The organism is Sulfurimonas sp. ST-27, from assembly GCF_048081595.1.
Taxonomy (GTDB): Bacteria; Campylobacterota; Campylobacteria; order Campylobacterales; family Sulfurimonadaceae; genus Sulfurimonas; species Sulfurimonas hydrogeniphila.
In genome coordinates this window covers 2,211,465-2,234,193 of sequence record NZ_CP182226.1, presented here as the reverse complement: position 1 = coordinate 2,234,193, position 22,729 = coordinate 2,211,465, and the positions used below count along the sequence as shown (strand labels likewise).

Annotated in this window: 16 protein-coding genes, 1 tRNA gene and 3 rRNA genes; 12 read left to right on the top strand and 8 right to left on the bottom strand. The window is 40.3% G+C overall.

Annotation, left to right across the window (positions count from 1 at the left end):
- The first annotated feature begins 28 nt into the window (after nucleotides 1–28).
- Both folE and fliI read left to right on the top strand, forming a co-directional pair.
- The gene (gene folE, locus ACM66U_RS11705) at nucleotides 29–613 is read left to right on the top strand and encodes a GTP cyclohydrolase I FolE (RefSeq protein WP_346389048.1); all 585 of its coding nucleotides are present in this window, start codon (nucleotides 29–31) and stop codon (nucleotides 611–613) included.
- A gap of 3 nt (nucleotides 614–616) precedes the next feature.
- Nucleotides 617–1,924, top strand: coding sequence for a flagellar protein export ATPase FliI (gene fliI / locus ACM66U_RS11700; RefSeq protein ID WP_418640829.1), 1,308 nt, complete (start codon nucleotides 617–619; stop codon nucleotides 1,922–1,924).
- Here fliI and ACM66U_RS11695 read toward each other — a convergent pair.
- The 3 genes from ACM66U_RS11695 to ACM66U_RS11685 are packed head-to-tail and all read right to left on the bottom strand — an operon-like array spanning nucleotide 1,919 to nucleotide 7,217.
- Nucleotides 1,919–4,009 (bottom strand): hypothetical protein, encoded by a 2,091-nt coding sequence (locus tag ACM66U_RS11695; RefSeq protein WP_418640828.1) that lies wholly within the window; start codon nucleotides 4,007–4,009, stop codon nucleotides 1,919–1,921. The genes fliI and ACM66U_RS11695 overlap by 6 nt on opposite strands.
- Before the next feature lie 9 nt (nucleotides 4,010–4,018).
- Nucleotides 4,019–5,608: a single-stranded-DNA-specific exonuclease RecJ gene (recJ, locus tag ACM66U_RS11690; protein WP_418640827.1), complete on the bottom strand. Its 1,590-nt coding sequence runs from the start codon at nucleotides 5,606–5,608 to the stop codon at nucleotides 4,019–4,021.
- The gene (locus ACM66U_RS11685) at nucleotides 5,598–7,217 is read right to left on the bottom strand and encodes a CTP synthase (protein WP_151899263.1); all 1,620 of its coding nucleotides are present in this window, start codon (nucleotides 7,215–7,217) and stop codon (nucleotides 5,598–5,600) included. The genes recJ and ACM66U_RS11685 overlap by 11 nt, the downstream gene beginning before the upstream one ends.
- A 76-nt stretch (nucleotides 7,218–7,293) precedes the next feature.
- On the opposite strand from ACM66U_RS11685, the gene ACM66U_RS11680 reads away from it, so the two are divergent.
- A complete protein-coding gene (locus ACM66U_RS11680) occupies nucleotides 7,294–8,916 on the top strand; it encodes a cation:proton antiporter (protein WP_151899264.1) in 1,623 nt (540 codons plus the stop codon).
- A gap of 10 nt (nucleotides 8,917–8,926) precedes the next feature.
- Here the strand turns inward: ACM66U_RS11680 and pyrE are convergent, their stop codons facing one another.
- From pyrE to secG, 3 genes are read right to left on the bottom strand one after another with little or no spacing between them, the layout of a single operon-like run.
- The gene (gene pyrE, locus ACM66U_RS11675; RefSeq protein ID WP_188110002.1) at nucleotides 8,927–9,535 is read right to left on the bottom strand and encodes an orotate phosphoribosyltransferase; all 609 of its coding nucleotides are present in this window, start codon (nucleotides 9,533–9,535) and stop codon (nucleotides 8,927–8,929) included.
- A 3-nt stretch (nucleotides 9,536–9,538) separates the two neighbouring features.
- The gene (gene frr, locus ACM66U_RS11670; protein ID WP_188110003.1) at nucleotides 9,539–10,096 is read right to left on the bottom strand and encodes a ribosome recycling factor; all 558 of its coding nucleotides are present in this window, start codon (nucleotides 10,094–10,096) and stop codon (nucleotides 9,539–9,541) included.
- A 22-nt stretch (nucleotides 10,097–10,118) separates the two neighbouring features.
- Nucleotides 10,119–10,448, bottom strand: a complete 330-nt coding sequence (gene secG / locus ACM66U_RS11665; RefSeq protein ID WP_418640826.1) for a preprotein translocase subunit SecG — start codon at nucleotides 10,446–10,448, stop codon at nucleotides 10,119–10,121.
- Between the two features lie 116 nt (nucleotides 10,449–10,564).
- Between secG and ACM66U_RS11660 the strand changes: the two genes are divergently transcribed.
- Genes ACM66U_RS11660 through ACM66U_RS11645 form a run of 4 tightly spaced genes read left to right on the top strand, consistent with a single transcriptional unit; the run spans nucleotide 10,565 to nucleotide 13,758 of the window.
- A complete protein-coding gene (locus ACM66U_RS11660; protein WP_418640825.1) occupies nucleotides 10,565–11,500 on the top strand; it encodes a metal ABC transporter substrate-binding protein in 936 nt (311 codons plus the stop codon).
- Nucleotides 11,497–12,261 carry a metal ABC transporter ATP-binding protein gene (locus tag ACM66U_RS11655; protein ID WP_418640824.1) on the top strand — a complete coding sequence of 255 codons (765 nt, stop codon included), beginning with the start codon at nucleotides 11,497–11,499 and terminating at the stop codon, nucleotides 12,259–12,261. The genes ACM66U_RS11660 and ACM66U_RS11655 overlap by 4 nt, the downstream gene beginning before the upstream one ends.
- 8 nt (nucleotides 12,262–12,269) lie before the next feature.
- Nucleotides 12,270–13,067, top strand: coding sequence for a metal ABC transporter permease (locus ACM66U_RS11650; RefSeq protein ID WP_151899268.1), 798 nt, complete (start codon nucleotides 12,270–12,272; stop codon nucleotides 13,065–13,067).
- A gap of 10 nt (nucleotides 13,068–13,077) precedes the next feature.
- The gene (locus ACM66U_RS11645; RefSeq protein ID WP_418640823.1) at nucleotides 13,078–13,758 is read left to right on the top strand and encodes a methyltransferase domain-containing protein; all 681 of its coding nucleotides are present in this window, start codon (nucleotides 13,078–13,080) and stop codon (nucleotides 13,756–13,758) included.
- Here ACM66U_RS11645 and ACM66U_RS11640 read toward each other — a convergent pair.
- Entirely contained in the window at nucleotides 13,748–14,155 is a 408-nt protein-coding gene (locus ACM66U_RS11640; RefSeq protein ID WP_188110004.1) for a thiamine-phosphate pyrophosphorylase, read from the bottom strand. The two genes, ACM66U_RS11645 and ACM66U_RS11640, sit on opposite strands and share 11 nt — an antisense overlap.
- Entirely contained in the window at nucleotides 14,145–14,843 is a 699-nt protein-coding gene (locus ACM66U_RS11635; RefSeq protein ID WP_346389041.1) for a Bax inhibitor-1/YccA family protein, read from the bottom strand. Before ACM66U_RS11635 ends, ACM66U_RS11640 begins: the two co-directional genes overlap by 11 nt.
- A 579-nt stretch (nucleotides 14,844–15,422) precedes the next feature.
- Between ACM66U_RS11635 and ACM66U_RS11630 the strand changes: the two genes are divergently transcribed.
- From ACM66U_RS11630 to ACM66U_RS11610, 5 genes are all read left to right on the top strand, one after another.
- A 16S ribosomal RNA gene (locus tag ACM66U_RS11630) occupies nucleotides 15,423–16,943 on the top strand.
- Nucleotides 16,944–17,228: 285 nt separating this feature from the next.
- A tRNA-Ile gene (locus ACM66U_RS11625) sits at nucleotides 17,229–17,305 on the top strand.
- Between the two features lie 288 nt (nucleotides 17,306–17,593).
- A 23S ribosomal RNA gene (locus tag ACM66U_RS11620) occupies nucleotides 17,594–20,485 on the top strand.
- 261 nt (nucleotides 20,486–20,746) lie between these two features.
- A 5S ribosomal RNA gene (gene rrf, locus ACM66U_RS11615) occupies nucleotides 20,747–20,863 on the top strand.
- Together the 16S, 23S and 5S rRNA genes with 1 tRNA gene alongside form the textbook arrangement of a ribosomal RNA operon.
- Nucleotides 20,864–21,286: 423 nt before the next feature.
- Nucleotides 21,287–22,540: an OmpP1/FadL family transporter gene (locus ACM66U_RS11610; RefSeq protein ID WP_151899271.1), complete on the top strand. Its 1,254-nt coding sequence runs from the start codon at nucleotides 21,287–21,289 to the stop codon at nucleotides 22,538–22,540.
- Nucleotides 22,541–22,729: the final 189 nt, after the last annotated feature.

Genomic DNA, 22,729 nt, shown 5'->3' with positions numbered 1-22,729 from the left:
CATACTAAAAACTTTAAAAGGCATAACCTTGTCAGAGAATAAAAACAGTGAATTTGAAAATGCAGTCAAAATAATGATGCATCATGTCGGAGAAGATCCAAGTCGTGAAGGGCTGTTGGATACACCTGCACGCGTGCGAAAAGCCTATGAGTTTATTTACGGCGGATACAAAGAAGATCCTGCGGAAATTTTAAAAAAAGCGCTTTTTACGACCTCCAATGATGAAATGGTTTTGGTAAAAGACATAGAGTTCTATTCTACATGTGAACATCATCTTCTGCCTATTATCGGTCGGGTACATGTAGCCTATATTCCAGACGGAAAAGTGGTCGGACTTTCCAAAATTCCCCGAGTTGTCAATGTGTTTGCCCGCCGTATGCAGATTCAAGAACAGCTGACGGAACAGATTGCTGATGCCATTATGGATACGATTGCGCCAAAGGGTGTTGGTGTTGTCATTCAGGCGCGTCATATGTGTATGGAGATGCGCGGTGTTGAAAAGATAAACTCAACGACAACATCATCAGCGCTTCGCGGACTTTTCAAAAAAGATGAAAAAACACGCAGTGAATTCTTTTCTCTCATTAATTCTCCTACGGGAAACAGATACTAAAATATGCCATTATCATCACTGAAAGAGAAACTTGCAAATAAAAACTATTCGGTCTCTTTTGGCGAGGTTGTGAAAATAAACGCAACGATTATCACGGCAAAAGGTTTACATGTAAGCATCAGCGATATGGTAAAGATTGTCTCAGATACTACAGGACAGGAGACTGTTGGGATGGTAACGGAGATTGATGCAGATCTCTTTTTCATTACACCTTTTTCATTTGTAGAGGGATTTCGTTCGGGAGATAAAGTATTTTTAGATTCCACAGGGTTGAATATTCCTGTAGGCCCTGCTCTTTTGGGACGTGTAGTAGATCCGTTTATGCGCCCTGTTGACGGCAAAGGCAGTATAAAAGAGGGAAAGCTTACTCCTATCATAAAAGCACCAATAGCGGCAATGAAAAGAGGTATGATAGATGAAGTTTTTTCTGTGGGGGTCAAATCAATTGACGGACTGCTTACCTGCGGAAAAGGACAGAAACTCGGAATATTTGCAGGAAGCGGTGTCGGAAAATCAACCTTGATGGGTATGATTGTCCGCGGAGCAGATGCCCCTATCAAGGTCGTAGCGCTCATCGGTGAACGCGGTCGTGAAGTTCCTGAGTTTATAGAAAAAAATCTCGGTGGTGATTTGACAAATACTGTTATAGTCGTGGCAACATCAGATGATTCTCCTTTGATGCGAAAATACGGTGCTTTTGCCGCAATGAGTGTTGCCGAACATTTTAAGGATCAGGGCAGAGATGTGCTCTTTATTATGGATTCTGTCACACGTTTTGCTATGGCACAGCGTGAAATAGGACTGGCACTTGGAGAACCGCCGACTTCAAAAGGCTACCCTCCCTCCTCTCTCACTCTTTTGCCCCAGTTAATGGAACGTGCCGGAAAAGAAGAAGGCAAAGGAAGCATTACGGCCTTTTTTACTGTTTTGATAGAGGGGGATGATATGGGTGATCCTATCGCTGATCAGTCGCGTTCCATTTTAGACGGTCATATTGTACTCTCACGGGAAATGACAGATTTTGGCATCTATCCGCCTGTGCATATTTTAAATTCGGCTTCAAGGGTTATGAGTGATATCATTACACCGGAGCATCTCAAGGCAGTGATGAAATTTAGGCGACTGTATACATTGCTCAAAGAGAATGAAACGCTCATAAGAATAGGTGCCTATACAAAAGGCAGTGATGCTGAACTTGACGAGGCTATTGATAAAAAAGAGGATATGGAAAAATTCATAACGCAAGATTCGACAATACAGATACCGTTTAGTGAGACTGTCGAGGTGTTAACTGCTCTTATTAATTCATAATATTTGTGAATCAAACCAGCTGTCCCGTGAACATTTTTCCCCCTGTTCGTGAGTAATGGCAAGTTTTTTGGTGCTATATGTTTCATAGCCGTTCATGATAATTCTAATCTCTTTGTCTATACCGAAAATATCAATATAGGAATAAATGATATTTTCAGCACTGTTGAATCTATTTGTATTGATGAGTTGTTTTATCTGTGTGTAGAAACTGAGTCGAAGAAGATTCCCTGTTCTTTGTCTTCTTGAAGGTGTATATATCAGTTCCCCCAGTGTCTTTTTTATGTGTTGTATATCACCGTTAAGCGCATGTTTTTCACACTCATTCATAAGCTTCTGCCAGTGTTTTTCAAGAAGTTTTGTAATTTCAAGATTTTGCAGTCTTGTATCGCTGTCTATAAGTTCATAGCATTTTTTAAAATCATTATTTGTATAGTATGAGAGAAATTTTTGTACAGATTGCGCATATTCATATAACTCTTGCAGTATATTCCTGTTACATGTAAAGAGCTGTGCAGATTTTATTTGCTGTAGTGCTTTTTCAACATTGGCGCTGTCAATTGTATTTTTTATATTTTGCAAAAGCATTTCTTGTGATTTTTGCAGTTCATAATATCCGGGAATATCCTTAAAAACCTCATATTTTGATATAAGTCTGTCAATTGTCCTGTATTCTTTATATTGCAGTGCTTTTAAAAATACTAAAAATTCTTCATTTTGTCTGAGCAAAAGGTTTATAAGCGGGCGTTTTGGCAAAATTGTTATGTATGGGAGCAAAAGTTCTTTTGCTCTGTCTAAATTGCCAATGAGGATCTGTTTTTGGGCAAAAATATATGATTTTTTAAAATCAGCTTCCATTTTTTTATAGACAGAGGTATGTTGCAAGGGTGCAAACTTTTCACTGAGTTTGTAGGCAAGAGCATATTTTTTGTCTCTGTAAAAGTGTTGAAAGGCTGCATAATTTTTATGCGCTTTGAACAAAAGCTTAATATCATCTGTTTTACTGTTTATCTGCTGTAGGATATTGAGAATTTTTTTTAGTTCATTTTTATTGGAGTTTATAAGATGAACAAAAGCTTTTGCATAAAGTTTTTGATAAAGGGTTTCAACTTTTTTATGCTCTTTTGTACCTTGAAGTCGCGGATCTGCATCAATTATGTCAAAAGCTTTGACAATATCTTTGCGAAGTATACACATTTTCAGATCATCAGCATCGGCAAATGTAATAGTGTAGAGTTGTTGGTTTTTTAGAGCAACGACAAGCTTTTTCTTATGCGTCAAAATCATAGTATCGACTTCATGCCCGAAGCTGAGATATTTTGGGCTTACAAGCTTTTTGCTTCTAATATTTACAAGCGAAATACTCTTTGATCTTCCGCTTATAAGTGCAAAATCAGTCCGGGGAAAATATATAATATTTTTTATTGCACCAAAAGGCATATGTAAAGAGAAGTTTTCTTCATCTTTGTGAAGTTTTTGTATATAGAGTGTGCCATCATGACTGCCAAGCATAAGCGTCTGCTCGTTTATGAAGCATAAAGCCTCAATAGCTACTTTAGAAACACAAAGTTTTTTTATCTGCTGGTGTGACTGCAGATGAATTATACTGACATAACCTCCATAGCCGCTGCATGCCATATAGTTTCTATGAAAAGCAAAAGCATTGATATTTTGGTGTTTAAACGAGATAAGACGGGCTATTTCTCTTTGAGTATCATGCCGGTAGAGCATAACTCTACCCTCGTTCGTAGCACTGACAATATAAGGCATATCCTGTATAAAATGAAGTGCGGTAACAGTACCATTGTCGGTATAAATAGTTTGCAAAAGACTTTTGTTTGTTAAAGAAACTATATATATTTGGATACCATTGGCTATGGCGCAAATATTTTCGCTTGGATGAACAGCAACGGCAGTTGTTTTATAATTTAACTGTGCGATGGAGAGGATTTTTTTATTTTGACAATCATCAGCATCAAAAATTCGCATACCATGGAGTTTGGTACTGAGTGCTACGGTGTTATTGTCCAAAGCCTGTAAGACAGTGATTTGAGAGCGGACTTTTAGACACTCATAAATCTTTGGCATGCAAGGCTTCTAAAAGATTTTATTCACTAAAAGCTGGGCAGAGACCCTGCCGTTAAATTCATTTTTGGTTACGGAGTAACTGCATGTAATCTTTTTATTCTCTGGCATTTCATAAACACGCCGAAAAGCAATAAGCTCTATAGTCTCTCTTTGATGCGGGTATTGTCTGATTTCAATGCGCGAATGTGATTTGTCGGCACCCATCAGTTTTATACTGACAACTTCTGCATCTTTTATAAGAAAAGTCGGCCGGAGATTCGCTTCTCCATAGGGTTCAAACTGTTCAAGCAAATCCAGCAGTTCTGTATCTATATCTTCGCTTGCCAAGATTCCGCTTATCTGTTCTTTTGGTATAAAATCATCATCAGGAATTCTTTGTGCACTTCTATTGACAGCTTCTCTAAAGGCTGCTATATCCTTTACATGTAAACCCAGTCCTGCTGCCATTTTATGCCCGCCAAATTTAGTTAACAGATGTTCATTTTCTTTTATGAGTTCATATATATTGACCTCACCGATACTTCTGGCACTCCCTTTGGCTTCTTCATCTTTTATACTCAAAACTATAGCAGGAGATCCAAACTTATCAACCAAACGGGCGGCTACAATGCCTACAACACCTTCATGCCAGTTTTTACCTGCCACAACAATAATTCTATCGTTTTTATTGACAGAGTTCAGTGCCTCTTGCGTTGTTTGTGCTTCAGTCTCTTTTCGTAGATTATTGAGCTGTCCCAAGAGTTCAAACTGTTTATAAGCCGTATGTGTATCGGATGCAGTATAAAAATCAAGGGCAATAGAAGCATCTTCAAGGCGTCCGGCAGAGTTGATACGCGGTGCTATGTTAAATGCGATATCTTCACTTGTGATGTTTGACTTGTTTAAAAAGTCCCTGATAATAACACTGGCAGGCCTGTTGGAGTGCATAAGGAGATTAAGCCCTTCTTTGACAAGTGTTCTGTTTATATTGACAAGAGGCATAATGTCCGCAATAATTGCAATCGCCAAAATATCTAAAAATTGCTTCATATCTATACTGAGTGCAAGCTCTTTTTTAACAAGTCCAAGTAAAAGCCATGCAACCTGTGCGCCACATATCTCTTTAAAAGGATAGTTACATGTAGAGAGCTTTGGATCAACAATAGCATAGGCATCTGGTAAAACATCGCCTGGAGTATGATGATCAGTAATAATTAGGTCTATTTTGCGTTGTTTGCATATATCGGCTGCTTCTATTGCAGATATTCCGTTATCAACAGTTATAATCAAGTCCGTATCCACTCTTTGCAAAACAGTAGGATTTACCCCATAACCATCATGAAAACGATTGGGAATAATAGCTTCAAGAGGATAGGGAATCTGCTTGAAAAAATCAACAACTATAGCAGTAGAGCTGACACCGTCTACATCATAATCACCTACTAACGTTATACGTTTGTTAGCGCGTATAGCTTCTGCAATTTTTTTTGCGGCTTTATCCGCATCATGAAGCAATTGTGGATTTGGAATTTGGGAAAGTTTTTTGTCTTCCTTGTCAAACCTTTGTGCAAGCAGAGCAAAAAGGTCTGATTTGTTTAAGTGGGGTATATTACTCAGCATTTAAACTGGCATTGACAAATGCTAGTATAGATGGATTTGGAGTTTGGAGGCGTGATGTGAATTCAGGGTGAAACTGCACCCCTAAAAACCATGGATGGCCTTGAATCTCTACTGTTTCTATCAACCCGTCAGACTCACCTGTGACTATCATGCCGGCATCCTCAAGCTGTTGTCTGTAGGCAGGGTTTGCTTCATATCGGTGACGGTGTCTTTCATAAATTGTTTTTTGTCCGTTATAGGCTTCACGGAGCAAAGAACCCTCTTTTGTGTCACACGGGTACTCTCCAAGACGAAGGGTCCCGCCCATCGGCGACTGATGTGTCCGAAGCTGCATACCGCCGCTTTGGTCCAAAAAGTTGTCTATAAGATAAATCATAGGGTGCGGTGTGTTTTCATCAAATTCAACGGAGTTTGCACCCTCCAGTCCAAGCACATTTCTTGCATATTCTACAAGCGTAAGCTGCATGCCCAGACAGATGCCGAGATAAGGTATCTTGTTGACACGGGCATACTCAATTGCCTGTATTTTTCCTTCAATTCCCCGGTTTCCAAAACCGCCTGCTACCAATATGCCGTCACAGTCACTCAGAAGTGTCTGTGCATCTCTTTCTTCTATCTCTTCAGAATCAACCCAGCAGATTTCAACTCTGCTGTCAAGATGAGCTCCGGCATGAATAAGAGCCTCTGTTAGTGATTTGTAGGACTCTTTGAGGGCAAGATATTTTCCGACAAATCCTATAACTACTTTTCCTTTTGGCTGTACGATTTTTTTGACAAGAGTATCCCACTCTTGCATATCAGGTTCTATCTCGCCAAGATCAAGTTCTTTTGCTATAGGTTTTAAAATATTTTGTCTTAAAAATGACATAGGAACATCATATATGCTTGCAGCATCAAGTGCTTCTATAACACTGTCCGGTGCAACATCACAGCTCATTGCAAGCTTTTTCTTGAATGTTTTGGGCAGAGCATTTTCGCTTCTTGCTATAATCATCTGCGGTGTGATACCGATACGGCGAAGTTCCTGAACCGAGTGCTGTGTCGGCTTTGATTTCATCTCACCGGCTGCTTTAATGTAGGGAATAAGGGTTACATGGACAAAAAATGTACCGGCAACTTCATCATCATGTTTCATTTGGCGAATTGCTTCCATAAATGGCAGCCCTTCAATATCACCAACCGTTCCTCCAAGTTCCACTACAAGAATATCATGCCCTTCCCCGGCTGCTTTTATACGCTTGACAATTTCACCGACAATATGCGGAACAACCTGAATGGTCTGTCCGAGATACCCGCCTGCGCGTTCACGCTCAATTACACTTGAGTAAACCTGCCCTGTTGTAAAGTTGGATGTTTTTAAAAAAGACTTGTCCAGGAAACGTTCATAGTTTCCAATATCAAGATCAGTTTCTGCGCCGTCTTTTGTAACAAAAACTTCTCCATGCTCCAGCGGACTCATCGTACCCGGGTCAACATTGATATACGGATCAATTTTAAGCATGCCTATATTCTTACCGGCATGTTTGAGTAAAGTACCTATACTGGCAGCTGTAATCCCTTTTCCAAGAGAGCTTAATACTCCACCGGTAACAAAAATGAATTTAGTCATTAAAAAATCTCCATATATATTAAGTATAAGCGCGATTATAGTATATAATGTCTTATTAAATTATGAAAGTAACTGTATGCAAAATGTTTTAGTCTATATAATCATCGCTCTTGGGGTTTCCATAGTTATTAATATCTTTTTGAAAAAAATAGGCATATCACAGATTATAGGCTATATTCTGACCGGAACACTTATTGCCTATGGTTTTGATCTGCATAAAGCCAGTCATTCGCATGCTTTGGAGATGGCAGGGGAATTCGGTATTGTATTTTTGATGTTTACCATAGGGCTTGAAATATCTTTGGCAAAAATGGGTTCGATGAAAAGAGAGATTTTTGCCAACGGATTTTTACAGGTCGGACTGACTACGGTTGTCACCTATCTGCTAGCCCATTATATTTTTGCTCTGGGACCAAAATCATCCATAATTATAGCACTGGCGTTTTCGCTTTCATCAACAGCAATCGTACTGACATATTTAAAAAGTTCTAAAGAGATTTATACTCCGTACGGGCAGAATGCAACAGGAATTCTGATTTTTCAGGATATTGCAGTGATTCCTATTTTAATTCTGATAAGCTTTTTAACCAAAGAGGGAGATCAGGAGATCTTTGTCATTTTATGGCATACACTTTTAAGTGTTTCTGTTGTTATCGCTGTGATGTTTACATTCGGCAAGAGAGTTGTTGCCTGGCTGCTGCATTTTTCATCCTCGTCAGAGGTAGACGAACTCTTTATGGGTTCTGTACTCTTTATCGTCATGGCATCTTCTCTTTTTGCCTACTATATGGGTTTTACCTACTCTTTAGGCGCATTTGTAGCCGGTATGATTATCGCGGAAACGAAATACCATCATAAAGTAGAATCAGATATCGCACCGTTTAAAGATATTCTTTTGGGAACATTCTTTGTTGTTGTGGGTATGAAAATTGACATCTTCTTGTTCGTTGACAATATCGGACTTATTATCGGTCTGTTTTTACTGATTTTTATTATAAAATCGCTCCTTATGTTTTTGGTCTTGCGGTTAAGCTCAAGCAGTGCAGTTTCCTTAAAAACGGCACTCTTCCTTTCTCAGGTAGGCGAATTTTCATTTGTAATTTTTGCACTCGCGGCATCAGGGCATATTATTGATGAGCAGTTGGCTTCTTTGTTGGTACTGATAGTGATTTTTTCCATGATAGTGACACCGTTTTTTGTTCCCTTTATCAATGCTGTAACCACCAGGCTGATAAAAGAAAAAGATATTGTTACAGATATGTCTGCACTTAAGGGCAGAGAAAATCATGTGGTTGTGTGCGGATACAGCGTGGTCGGTAAATTTGTGACACAGTATCTTGAAGAACTTGATGTTCCCTATGTTATCATTGACAATTCAAACAAACATGTACAGGAAGCACTGGAAGAAGGAAGAGAAGCCTATCTCGGAGATGCTTCCAAAACAGCTATTTTGCAAGCGCTCCATATTGAAAAAGCTGCTGCAATAATTGTAACACTTGACAATATTGCGAAGAAGCGCCTTATTTGCGAAGCAGTGCTGAATCATTCAAGAAATGCAAATTTGATTGTAAAAGTGGTTTCACTGGAAGAGAAAGAGAAGCTTTCAGATTTGGCTATAACGAATATTGTGGACGGAAAAGTAGAGGTGGCACGTGTTTTGGTTGAGAGAATGTTAACCTGCCAGCTAAAATATCGCTAGCGGTTGTATACTAGTTTCCGCGTGAGCCCGGCTTAATGGCCTGGCTGCCGTCTTTGCAAAGCGGACATGTCTCAGGCGGATACATTTCAAAGGTGAAGTCTGCAAGTGCAAAAAACGGAATATCCTGAGGAAGCTTGCAGTTTGGCTTTGTCTCTATGTTGCTGCCCTCTCTGTGGCAAAATCCGCGGTTCGCCAATGCGGCAATGCCGACTATTTCACCACCCAGTTCTTTGACAACTGCAGCAGCTTCCATAGCGCTTCCTCCGGTTGTAATGATATCTTCGCACATCAAAACCTTTTCACCCGGTTTGATTTCAAAACCGCGGCGAACAGTCATCTTGCCGTCAACCCGTTCAGCAAATATACTTCTTGCATCAAGTGCCGTAGCAAGCGCAAAACCTGCAATCAAACCGCCAAGCGCCGGAGCACAGACGGTATCAATCTCAAGGCCGCTTGCCTTGATCTGCTTGGCAAGTTCCTCTGCTAAAAGTTTCGCTGTTTTGGGATCTTCCAAAACTTTTGCAGATTGAAGATAAAACTGTGAATGGTTGCCTGAACTCAATTTGAAATGCCCTTCCAAAAGTGCTTCGGCATCCATATATATTTGCTTTATGTCCACGAATTAAACCTTTAGAATTTCAGCTTCTTTGTCTTTTAAGATGCTGTCAACTTTAGAGATATATTTGTCTGTTATTTTTTGTATATTGTCCTGAGCGGATTTAGACTCATCCTGCGTAATCTCTTTTTCTTTTTCAAGTTTTTTGATTTTGTCGTTGGCGTCGCGTCTGTCATTTCTAATGGATACTTTGGCATTCTCACCCATAGTTTTCATTTTTTTTACAGATTCCTGACGCTGTTCCACTGTCATGGCAGGAAAGAAAAGTTTAATCTGCTCTCCGTCATTATTAGGGTTTACGCCGATATTTGCCGCATTGATAGCAGACTCGATATCAGACAAAAGGTTCTTTTCCCAGGGATTGATGACAATAGTTGTCGCATCGGTTGCCAAAACAGAACCCACCTGATCAAGAGGAGTAGGCGTGCCGTAATAGTCAATTTTTACATTATCAAGTACAGCAGTTGTGACCTTCCCTGTTCTGAGTGTTTTGAAATCTCTTTGCATATGTTCAATGCTGCCTTGCATTTTCGTTTCACATTCATTAAATATTTCGTTTAACATTCTGTTTTTCTCCTTAAAAAGATTATTTTTTTGGTGTTTCTGGTTTTTCAGTCGAAGCAGTCGGTACTGCAGGAGCAGCTACATTTGTTGTCGGAACCATTTCATCTATCACAGAAGACTGTGCAGACTGAGAATACATGTATCCCAGTGTGATTGTATTGACAACGAACAAAAAGCCGATGGTAAATGTTGTTTTTGCCAAGAAACTGCTTGGCCCTTTTGCACCAAAAACCGATTCATTTGAACCACTGTAAGCACCAAGGCCTATGCTTGAGCTTTTTTGTAAGAGCACAGCGATAACCAAGATGATAACTAAGACGATTTGAATTATAAGTAAAAGACTGGTTGTCATATATTTTCCTAAATTATAAAGTGGAGAATTATATCTAAAAAACCTTATATTATCAAACTCTAAAAAAGAGGGTATAATTACAATTATTAAATAAAAATTATTTCGAAGGGTGGGCAGTGAAAAATATAAAAATTATTGCATTGATTCTTATTTTGTTTATGGCAAGCCTGTTTCTTGTTATAGAAAATGAAAAAAAACCTCAAACAAATACAAAACCGATAGTCGGGGTAACCACATTTGCTCTTTATGATATTACAAAGCATATTGCAGGCGATACTCTTGATGTCGTTAATATTTTGCCTTTTGGTGTTGACCCTCACAGTTTTGAACCAACTCCCAAGCTTATGGGCAACATAGAAAAAAGTGCCTTGGTTTTTTACAGCGGCGCAGGATTGGAACCATGGGTACACGGATTTGCATTTAAACAAAAGGCTGTCAATATCAGTAAGTATGTAAAATTACGAGAACTTGCAGATACGGATGAAAACGAAGAAAAGGAACATATCGGGCATCACCATCATGAAGGAGTGGACCCTCACTACTGGCTTGATTTTGACAATATGAAAAAAGCTGCACAAGTGATAACAAATGAACTTATTGCACTGCAGCCTCAATACAAAGAACTTTACATTAAAAACAGAGACAGATATGTAAAAATGCTCAATACGCTTGACCAGGAATACAAACAGAAACTTGCAAACTGTAAGCAAAAAAGTGTTGTTGTTACACATAATGCTCTTGGCTATATTGCAGACAGGTACGGATTTGGAGTAGAATCATTGACGGGACTCTCTCCCGAAGCTGAACCGAGTGCCAAAGCAATGAAAAGAGTTTTTCAGGATATTCGCAAAAAAGGCATACAGACAATTTTTTATGAAAATTTTGTAAATGACAAGGTAACCAAAACAATAGCAAAGGATGCAAATATCACTGTTGATGTTTTTCAGCCTTTGGGCAATATTACAGCAGATGAAGCAAAGGCGGGTATGACATACCAGGCAATTATGCAAAAAAATCTTAAAAAACTCTCAAAGGCGCTTATGTGCAGATGAAATTCAAAGTTCCCATCTTTGATGTAAAAAAGCTTAGCTTTATTGTTCGCGGACAGAAAATTCTTCAGGATATTTCATTTGAAATTTTTGAAGGAGAATACATTGCCATTATCGGACCAAACGGTGGCGGGAAAACAACGCTCATCCGTATGCTTCTCGGATTGGAACAGCCTACATCCGGAGAAATCAGAATATTTGGCAAAAAGTTAAAAGAGTTTAAAGAGTGGTACAAAATAGGCTATGTGCCACAGCGCGCAACGCTCGTAGACGAAAACTTTCCGGCGACTGTTGAAGATATTGTAAAAATGGGGCGTATAGCAAAAAGAGGAATACTGGCCGGTATAAGTAAAGAAGACAAAGAAATGGTAGAAGATGCCATGATAAAAATGGATATTCTTAATTTAAGAGATAAAATGGTTGGTACCCTCTCAGGCGGTCAGCGTCAAAGGGTCATGATAGCAAGAGCTCTGGCCTCTTGCCCAAAAATTCTGATTCTTGACGAACCCAATACCGGTGTAGATATGGTGTCTCAGCAAAGATTTTACACATTGCTGGCGAAGCTGAATAAAGAAGAACAGATAACCATTTTGTTTATTACGCATGATATCGGTGTTATAGCTGATGATATCGGACGTTTATTTACTATAAATCAAAAAGCGACAATTTGTAATGACCCAAAAAAGATGCTTTCTTGTGAAGAAGTAAGTGATTTGTATGGCATAGATGCCCATGCCCTTCATCACCACAAGCATGAGCATTAAGGATTCCTATGTTTGAAATGTTTGAATATGATTTTATGCAAAGAGCCTTTGTTGCAGGACTTTTTATAGCCGTGCTTGCTTCTGTAAGCGGAAATTTTGTAGTACTTCGCCGTTACTCTCTTATGAGTGAGACTCTGGCACATTCGGCGCTTGTCGGAGTTGCTGTCGGACTTGTGGCAGGATATAATCCTTTGTGGGTTGCTGTTGGTGTTGCGATTGCTTCTGCATGGTTGATAGAATATCTGCGAAGTGCATTTTCACTCTACAGCGATGCTATATTGGCTATAATCCTTTCAGGTTCACTGGCAATTGCTGTGATTATTGTCTCTTTGGGCGGTGCTTTTAACAATTCTCTTTTTTCTTATCTGTTTGGTTCTATTTTATCGGTGACAGATGAAGATGTAATGACAATAGTCACAGTAGGGAGTCTCTCTTTACTCTTTTTGCTGCTTTTCTCAAAAGAACTTTATTTTATTGCTTATGACGAAGAAGTAGCTCAAACAAGCGGTATCAAAGTAAAGTTTTTAAACTTTTTACTTGTTACCGTAGTGGCTGTTATTATTGCACTCTCGATTCGGGTTGTGGGGAGTCTGCTTATCGGAGCTTTGATGGTGATTCCGACTGTCGCTGCCTTGCAGTACCGAGTGGGCTTTAGAAGCACAATGCTTATTTCACTCTTTTTTGCCCTTTTCAGTGTTGTATTCGGCATGAGCCTTTCTTACTACTATTCTTTACCTTCCGGGGCTACTATAGTGCTTTCAATCATAGTTATTTTTATTGTTTCACTGATAATAAACAAGAAATGATAGAGAAGAGATGAAAATAAGTTCTGAATTTTCCAAGTATGCAATGCATTACGGTTCTTATAATGTTATTCAGCAAAAAGTGGCCGATAAACTTCTCTCTCTGATCACCTCGCAGCCAAAAAATATTTTGGACCTTGGTTGCGGAAGCGGTACTTTGGCAAGAAAAATAAATTGGCAGTATGATAAACTGATGGCAGTTGATTTTGCTCCGGGAATGTTGGAGTTGCATCCAAAGTCTCAAAAGATAGAGTGCATTTACGGAAATTTTAATGATGTAAATCTTTTTGATCTTCTGAGAGAATACAGTTTTGATTATATTCTTTCCTCTTCTGCTTTACAATGGGCGGATGATATGGAAAAAACATTCCAGCAGTTGCAAGCTTTTCATACCCCTGTTGCGCTCGCAGTTTTTACCTCAAATACATTTAAAACATTACATGTAACAGCAGGATTGGAACCACTGCTTATAGATACATGTAAACTTGAAAAACTGCAAAAAAAATATTTTAATGCGAACTTTGAAGTAGTACGGTATAAGCTGGACTTTGATAATGTGAGAGATATGCTTCGTTATATAAAAAAGAGCGGAGTGAGTGCCTCCCGCAATGTTTTAAGCTACAAAGAGATGAAAAAACTGATGCAGGAGTATCCCTTGAGCTATTTGGAGTTTGAAGTCGCCTTTATCTATTGAGCATGACTTCTTTTTCTAAATTATACAGCTCATAACGCAGAGTTTTAAAGTTTTCGCTGTAGTCTATGTTGTCTAACTTATACAACTCCTCTAAAACCCTGGCAGATTCCTGCGCGCGTTTAAAATTGGCAGTCAGGATATCTTCAAGTGTAGAACGGTTTTGTTCACTTTTTGTAGAGGGTCGCAAGACATCATTTATACTGTCTCTGTTCTTGAGAAGCTCTTTTGTTTCTTGAATCTGTGCTTTGTGTCGGAGTGATTTGAGTCTGGAGGAGAGTTCTTTGTTGTTGTCTTTATATCGAAGTATATCTTCAACAACGCGTATGCCTTCTTTGAGACGGTTTATATTGGCATCAATCACCCGAAAAAGCTCGGGTGAGAGAGTACTACTCTTCATTTCCAAAGATACCAAAAAGCTGCAGCAGTGCTATAAAGATGTTTAAAAAGTCCAAATAAAGCGCAATGGCACCGTCAATAGGCGTTTGATATGCTCCTTTCATGATATTTTGCGTATCATAAATTACCAGGATGCTAAAGAGTATGACTACTGCTCCGGCAATGATAATTTGGAACATCGGATTACCAAGAAATATATTGATTATTGAAAATCCGATGATTACAAAAAGAGCAATCATTAAAGGTTTTCCGTATCCTGTAAAATCCTTTGTGCTTTTTATAGCAAAAAAGCTCATTGCACCGAATACTACAGCTGTCATGGCAAAAGCATTACCTACTATCGCACCACCGCCGTTCATTCCAAGTGTATAAGCCAATAATGGCGCTGTTGTCAGTCCTGTAACAAATACAAAAGCAAACATTACCAGCAGATTGATACCAGGTTTGTTTTTTACAAACTGCAAACCGATTAAAAGACCGATTTCCAAAAAGAAGAGCGGCCAGATCAAACCAGAAATGCTGGCAGCCAAAGGCACACCTACGTAAGCACCGGCTGCTCCTGCAAGCATTGATGCAGCGAAAAGCTTATATGTCTCTTTTACAAAAGAGACTATCTGCGCTTCGCTGCGACTCTCTACATGTGAAGCATAAGTATTACCTCTTGCATAATCACGATCATATAGTCCCATAGTTTTTTCCTTTTTCAATATCTATCCATAAGATATTTTTTTATTTAGTGAATTCTATAGATAAAAAGTTAATGGAAGGCAACATAAGAGAAGAAGAATGCTTACACTATAATATGCATTAGTGAATAAGCTATGCTAAAATAAGCAAAACTAATTCTAAATGAAACAGACCAAAAAGAAATTTAAAATTTCTCTCAAATACTATTGACATTAAAGTCGAAATCCCCTATAATTCCCATCCACAAACAGAGAGACCTTGTTTAAAAGGCCTGAAGAGACTTCGAGTAGAAGCTTTTAAAAATGTTTGAGATCATTGAAAACTAAGCAAGTAAGAGACTTTTTAACTTTAGAGTTAAAGAGATAAATTACTTAGAAATAACTAATAAACAACAACCGTCTATTCTATTTTGAAATCCATACAGGCTTGCCTGTACGGTTCCCTTAATAGTAATAGATAACTATACAGTCTAGTAATAGAACCTTAAGCAGTTTTATTAAGACTTAAAATAACAAAGCCAATGATTTAATAATCTTGGGCAAAAGATCAGTAATAAGTTTACTTATCTTTCTGTAATAACAATTATGGAGAGTTTGATCCTGGCTCAGAATGAACGCTGGCGGCGTGCTTAACACATGCAAGTCGAACGGTAACAGATAGTAGCTTGCTACTATGCTGACGAGTGGCGCACGGGTGAGTAATATATAGATAATGTGCCCCTTGGACCGGGATAGCCATTGGAAACGATGATTAATACCGGATACTCCTTCTTATCACAAGATAAGTCGGGAAATGGATTCCGCCAAGGGATCGGTCTATATCCCATCAGCTAGTTGGTAGTGTAAGAGACTACCAAGGCGATGACGGGTAGCGGGTTTGAGAGGATGATCCGCCACACTGGTACTGAGACACGGACCAGACTCCTACGGGAGGCAGCAGTGAGGAATATTGCACAATGGGGGAAACCCTGATGCAGCAACGCCGCGTGGAGGATGACGCATTTCGGTGTGTAAACTCCTTTTATATGTCAAGAAAATGACGGTAGCATATGAATAAGCACCGGCTAACTCCGTGCCAGCAGCCGCGGTAATACGGAGGGTGCAAGCGTTATTCGGAATCACTGGGCGTAAAGGACGCGTAGGCGGGGTGGAAAGTCAGGTGTGAAAGCCTACAGCTTAACTGTAGAACTGCACTTGAAACTCTCACCCTAGAGTATGGGAGGGGCAGATGGAATTAGTGGTGTAGGGGTAAAATCCGTAGATATCACTAGGAATACCGAAAGCGAAGGCGATCTGCTGGAACATAACTGACGCTAAGGCGTGAAAGCGTGGGGAGCAAACAGGATTAGATACCCTGGTAGTCCACGCCCTAAACGATGAACACTAGTCGTCGGGATGCTAGTCATCTCGGTGATGCACTTAACAGATTAAGTGTTCCGCCTGGGGAGTACGGTCGCAAGATTAAAACTCAAAGGAATAGACGGGGACCCGCACAAGTGGTGGAGCATGTGGTTTAATTCGAAGATACGCGAAGAACCTTACCTAGCCTTGACATTGATAGAACACTTTAGAGATAGAGTGGTGCCCTTTGGGGAGCTTGAAAACAGGTGCTGCACGGCTGTCGTCAGCTCGTGTCGTGAGATGTTGGGTTAAGTCCCGCAACGAGCGCAACCCTCGTCCTTAGTTGCTAGCAGGTTAAGCTGAGCACTCTAAGGAGACTGCCTTCGTAAGGAGGAGGAAGGTGAGGACGACGTCAAGTCATCATGGCCCTTATGGCTAGGGCTACACACGTGCTACAATGGGGCGTACAGAGTGTTGCGATACCGCGAGGTGGAGCTAATCACTTAAAGCGTCTCTCAGTTCGGATTGGAGTCTGCAACTCGACTCCATGAAGCTGGAATCACTAGTAATCGTAGATCAGCAATGCTACGGTGAATACGTTCCCGGGTCTTGTACTCACCGCCCGTCACACCATGGGAGTTGATTTCACCCGAAATCGGGAAGCCAACCTTCGGGGGGCTACCGCTTACGGTGGAATTAGCGACTGGGGTGAAGTCGTAACAAGGTAACCGTAGGAGAACCTGCGGTTGGATCACCTCCTTTCTAGAGTAAAGAGCACTCATTCGATTGAGTGGCTCAACACAAGAAAATCTCACACGAGAAATAGTTTATTGGTTGTTTCAAAAGTTACTTACTTGCTTAGTTTTCAGTGATCTGTGTTCATTTGAATTACGATTATGTCAAAGGTGTAACCTTGAGAGGGCTTTGCTTTCTGAGGGATTTTAGCTTTAGTCAAGGAAGGTTCTTTGCTGAAGGCGGAGCGTACAAACTGTACGTGACAACTGAAGTAAAGGTTCTGACGCAGAATAAAGTTAAAAGCACCAGAAAGGGCCTATAGCTCAGCTGGTTAGAGTGCACCCCTGATAAGGGTGAGGTCCCAGGTTCAAGTCCTGGTAGGCCCACCATTTCTTAGCGATTTGCACTTAAAAAAGAAACTCACATACTAAAGTATGCTTCGCTTCTTTTTTAAGCACAACTCATCTAAGAAACAAGTTTCTAAATTAAATATAAGTTCTTAAAGTCATAAGAATTTATATTTGGTTTAAAAACCAAACGATCATTAAATTACAATTGTTAAAGTCAACAACTTTAATTATAGAGATATAATTAAAAACTAAATAACTACAATAACAGATCATTCATCTTGTTTAATGTATTCATACATTAAATAAGGTAGTGAACGCAACATAGAATAAAAAGATATTAAGGGCCATAGGTGGATGCCTTGGCTAGTAGAGGCGATGAAAGACGTACTAGGCTGCGAAAAGTCTCGGGGAGCTGCCAAGAAGCTTTGATCCGGGAATTTCTGAATGGGGCGACCCAGCACGGAGCGATTCGTGTTACCACCTTCGGGTGGGGCGAACTTGGGGAAGTGAAACATCTCAGTACCCAAAGGAAGAGAAATCAAACGAGATTCCGAGAGTAGCGGCGAGCGAAATTGGAATAGGGCGCATACATTTAGCATATTTGTTAGCAGAACATTCTGGAAAGGATGAGCATAGAGGGTGATACTCCCGTAAGCGAAAACATTTATGTGGAACTAAGGTATGGAACGAGTAGGTCGGGACACGTGTTATCTTGACTGAATATGGGGGGACCACCCTCCAACCCTAAATACTACTACTAGACCGATAGCGAACAAGTACCGTGAGGGAAAGGTGAAAAGGACCGCGGTGAGCGGAGTGAAATAGAACCTGAAACCTATGGCTTACAATCATTCGGAGCACTATTATAATGTGTGACGGACTGCCTTTTGCATAATGAGCCTGCGAGTTGTGGTATCTGGCAAGGTTAAGCGAACGCGAAGCCGTAGCGAAAGCGAGTCTTAATAGGGCGACATAGTCAGATGCTGCAGACCCGAAACTGAGTGATCTATCCATGAGCAGGTTGAAGCTGGTGTAAGAGCCAGTGGAGGACCGAACCCGTAGAAGTTGAAAATTCTTGGGATGACTTGTGGATAGGGGTGAAAGGCCAATCAAACTCAGTGATAGCTGGTTCTCTCCGAAATATATTTAGGTATAGCCTCGAGCATTAGCGTATAGGGGTAGAGCACTGACAGGGCTAGGGCTGCTTACCGCGGTACCAAACCCTATCAAACTCCGAATACTATACGTGTAACCTCGGGAGTCAGGCGTAGGGTGATAAAATCCTATGTCGAGAGGGGAACAACCCAGACTAACAGCTAAGGTCCCAAAGTTTTATCTAAGTGGAAAAGGATGTGGAGTTGCTGTGACAACCAGGAGGTTGGCTTAGAAGCAGCCATCCTTTAAAGAAAGCGTAACAGCTCACTGGTCTAGCGATTCTGCGCCGAAAATATAACGGGGCTAAGATAAACACCGAAGCTTTAGATTTACAGTTTACTGTAAGTGGTAGGAGAGCGTTCCATTCAGCGCTGAAGGTATACCGGTAAGGAGTACTGGAGCGGATGGAAGTGAGCATGCAGGCATGAGTAGCGAGAAAAGAAGTGAGAATCTTCTTCGCCGTAAACCCAAGGTTTCCTACGCGATGCTCGTCATCGTAGGGTTAGTCGGGACCTAAGTCGAGTCCGAAAGGGGTAGACGATGGCAAATCGGTTAATATTCCGATACCGACATTACATCGTTTGAGTGATGGGGGGACGCATAGAGTTAAAGGGGGTCACTGATGGAATAGTGGCTCGAAGGACGTAGGTCGTAGCGTAGGCAAATCCGCGCTACATGAGACCGAGATCTGACAGGCTGGTCAATCTTTTCGGAGAGCGACCAGAACCCTTGATACTGTCGTGCCGAGAAAAGCCTCTAAACGAGATGTAATGTTGCCCGTACCGTAAACCGACACAGGTGGGTGAGATGAGTATTCTAAGGCGCGTGGATGAACCCTTGTTAAGGAACTCTGCAAACTAGCACCGTATCTTCGGTATAAGGTGTGCCCTAAGTGTTAGGAGATTTACTCTCCAAAGCACTGACGGGTCGCAGCAAAGAGTCCCTCCCGACTGTTTACCAAAAACACAGCACTCTGCTAACACGTAAGTGGATGTATAGGGTGTGACGCCTGCCCGGTGCTCGAAGGTTAAAAGGATTGCTTAGCTTCGGCGAAGGCATGAATTGAAGCCCGAGTAAACGGCGGCCGTAACTATAACGGTCCTAAGGTAGCGAAATTCCTTGTCGGTTAAATACCGACCTGCATGAATGGCGTAACGAGATGGGAGCTGTCTCAACAAGGGATCCAGTGAAATTGTAGTGGAGGTGAAAATTCCTCCTACCCGCGGAAAGACGGAAAGACCCCGTGCACCTTTACTATAGCTTGACACTGCTATTGGGATATTCATGTGCAGGATAGGTGGGAGCCGTTGAACCTGGGACGCCAGTTCCAGGGGAGGCATCCTTGAGATACCACCCTTGAATATTCTGATAGCTAACTCCGTACGATTATCTCGTGCGAGGACAATGTCTGGTGGGTAGTTTGACTGGGGCGGTCGCCTCCTAAAAAGTAACGGAGGCTTACAAAGTTCGGCTCAGAAGGGTTGGAAATCCTTCGTAGAGTATAATGGCATAAGCCGGACTGACTGTGAGACATACAAGTCGAGCAGAGTCGAAAGACGGTCATAGTGATCCGGTGGTTCTGTGTGGAAGGGCCATCGCTCAAAGGATAAAAGGTACGCCGGGGATAACAGGCTGATCTCCCCCAAGAGCTCACATCGACGGGGAGGTTTGGCACCTCGATGTCGGCTCATCGCATCCTGGGGCTGGAGCAGGTCCCAAGGGTATGGCTGTTCGCCATTTAAAGCGGTACGCGAGCTGGGTTCAGAACGTCGTGAGACAGTTCGGTCCCTATCTTCCGTGGGCGTAGGAACGTTGAGGAGAGCTGACCCTAGTACGAGAGGACCGGGTTGGACGTGCCACTGGTGCACCAGTTGTCCTGCCAAGGGCATAGCTGGGTAGCTACGCACGGATGAGATAACCGCTGAAAGCATCTAAGCGGGAAGCCAACTCCAAGATGAACGTTCCCTGAAGTACGCTTGAAGACTACAAGCTTGATAGGCTGGATGTGTACGCACAGCAATGTGTTTAGCTGACCAGTACTAATAGTACGTTTGTCTTTTTACCAAGTTCTTAAATGAACACAATTGCTTCACTACCTTATTTAGTGTATATATACTAATAAGAGATATGTTAGTAGTTATTTGGAACCGGTACTTTAGTGCCGGCTGTTGTTGATTTTACCAATTCTAACTTAATGAGCAATCATTAACTCACTCAACTGGTCCTTGTAAGATCAGATATAAGTATATCTGGCACTAAATGCCGATACTCCCGTCGCTAAAGCGTAAGTGGAGTATTTACCGATATCTTTATATCTGATCTTGTCTAGGTGGCTATAGAGAGAGGGAAACGCCTGGTCCCCATTCCGAACCCAGAAGCTAAGCCTCTCATCGCTGATAATACTGCAGGTTTCACTTGTGGGAATGTAGGTCGCTGCCTAGTTGATCAGATTTTTCTTTCTAACTTTCAATCATTTACAAAATTTTCTCTGCTATATTTCTATTTACTTTATTTTTACATTTCTTTTGTACAATACATATATATTTTAATATGTGATAAAAATGTTACAAATATACACATTGTTATTTTTTTATCACATATCTAAATTTTCATCTTTTTTATCATATAGTGATATTTACTATTAATACAGCTGATATTTTCTCTATTTCTTCCATTTTTATAATATTTTATTATGTTCCTCAGTGATTTTTGTTATACAATGAACTATAATGATTTAATCTATAAGTTTTTATGATACCTATGTTTCTCTTCTTAAGATGCAATTAATTTTTTATCCCATATAATACTTTCAGTCGAAATAGCTTTGGCTATCTCAAAAATTTGACATACTCTTAAGGAGAGAAAATGAAAAAAACAATTAAATTAGCAGTAGTAGCTGCATTAGCTTTAGGTGCAACTTCTGCATTTGCAACGAACGGTGCAGCATTAATAGGTACGGGTGCAAAATCTCGTGGTATGGCAGGAACGAGTATTGGTATAAGCCATGGTGCAGAATCTGCTCTTTCAAATCCTGCTTTAATTACTTCTGTGAAAGGAACTGAGATTTCTTTCGGTGGTACAATTTTTATGCCACATGTAAAAAATGAAAATAATATTGGTTTTGGAGCTTCATCATTTGACAGTGATGCTAATTTAAATGTTATACCTGAAGTTTCTTTGGCAACTAAAATCAACGATAATTTTTATGTTGGTATTGGTATGTGGGGAACTGGCGGTATGGGTGTTGACTATCGTGATGCCAACTCTGTATTAGCAGGTGGTACTCAAATGCAAATGGTTACCAATCTTCAATTAATGCAGTTTGGTGTGCCATTGGCATATACTACAAATGGTTTTAGTGTAGCTGTTACACCAATTTTGCAATATGGTTCTTTGGATATTAATTATGAGTATCCAGGTAGCCCTAATCCTTTAGATCCAAATGCTGCGGGAGATACAATCGGAATGGGTGTTGCTCAAGATTTAAAATTTGGTTACAACATAGGTTTAGCTTATACGATGTCTGGTTTTACAGTTGGAGCAATTTATAAATCTAGAATTGATATGGAATATAAAGGGTTTGATACAGTTGTTAGTCCTTTTACTGCAACTGGATATAATAACAATAAACTTTCCACACCAGCTGAGATTGGTATAGGTGCAAGTTATAATATGGGCGAGCATACTGTAGCTGTTGATTATAAGCAAATTAAATGGTCTGATGCGAAAGGATATAAAGATTTTGAATGGGATGATCAAAATGTAATTGCTTTAGGTTATGAGTATAATACAAAAGGTTGGGCAGTGCGTTTAGGTTATAATTATGCTTCAAGTCCTATTAGCGAAAAAACTGTTGTGAATCCTGCAACTGATATTCCAAATAGTGCTGGATTACAGCCAGGTACAGTCAATACTTTTAATCTTCTTGGTTTTCCAGGTATTGTTGAATCTCACTATGCAATTGGTGCTTCTTATGATATAAGTAATAAAGCATCAGTAGATGTAGCATATACATATGCACCTGAAGTTACAAATACTTATAAAAACTTTGCAGCTCAAGATATTACAACAAAACACTCTCAAGATGGTGTAAGTGTACAACTGAACTATAACTTCTAGAAAAAGAAAATTAACAGTTCTCTTTTCACATCGCCTTTTGGCGGTGTTCTTTTCTTCTTTCTATTATTTTAATCTTATTTTCTGATCTGTTAGCATAATTCCTGACTTCCGCGATAACTTTTTAAATAAAACTTAACCTCGTAAAATAGGTACTTTCAGAGGATAAAAAGGCACGATTTGTGTGCCTCG

Coding starts and splice junctions, on each gene's coding strand:
- fliI (WP_418640829.1), top strand. CDS start 617: ATGCCATTATCATCACTGAAAGAGAAACTTGCAAATAAAAACTATTCG.
- ACM66U_RS11695 (WP_418640828.1), bottom strand. CDS start 4,009: ATGCCAAAGATTTATGAGTGTCTAAAAGTCCGCTCTCAAATCACTGTC.
- recJ (WP_418640827.1), bottom strand. CDS start 5,608: ATGCTGAGTAATATACCCCACTTAAACAAATCAGACCTTTTTGCTCTG.
- ACM66U_RS11685 (WP_151899263.1), bottom strand. CDS start 7,217: ATGACTAAATTCATTTTTGTTACCGGTGGAGTATTAAGCTCTCTTGGA.
- ACM66U_RS11680 (WP_151899264.1), top strand. CDS start 7,294: ATGCAAAATGTTTTAGTCTATATAATCATCGCTCTTGGGGTTTCCATA.
- frr (WP_188110003.1), bottom strand. CDS start 10,096: ATGTTAAACGAAATATTTAATGAATGTGAAACGAAAATGCAAGGCAGC.
- secG (WP_418640826.1), bottom strand. CDS start 10,448: ATGACAACCAGTCTTTTACTTATAATTCAAATCGTCTTAGTTATCATC.
- ACM66U_RS11655 (WP_418640824.1), top strand. CDS start 11,497: ATGAAATTCAAAGTTCCCATCTTTGATGTAAAAAAGCTTAGCTTTATT.
- ACM66U_RS11650 (WP_151899268.1), top strand. CDS start 12,270: ATGTTTGAAATGTTTGAATATGATTTTATGCAAAGAGCCTTTGTTGCA.
- ACM66U_RS11645 (WP_418640823.1), top strand. CDS start 13,078: ATGAAAATAAGTTCTGAATTTTCCAAGTATGCAATGCATTACGGTTCT.
- ACM66U_RS11640 (WP_188110004.1), bottom strand. CDS start 14,155: ATGAAGAGTAGTACTCTCTCACCCGAGCTTTTTCGGGTGATTGATGCC.
- ACM66U_RS11635 (WP_346389041.1), bottom strand. CDS start 14,843: ATGGGACTATATGATCGTGATTATGCAAGAGGTAATACTTATGCTTCA.
- ACM66U_RS11610 (WP_151899271.1), top strand. CDS start 21,287: ATGAAAAAAACAATTAAATTAGCAGTAGTAGCTGCATTAGCTTTAGGT.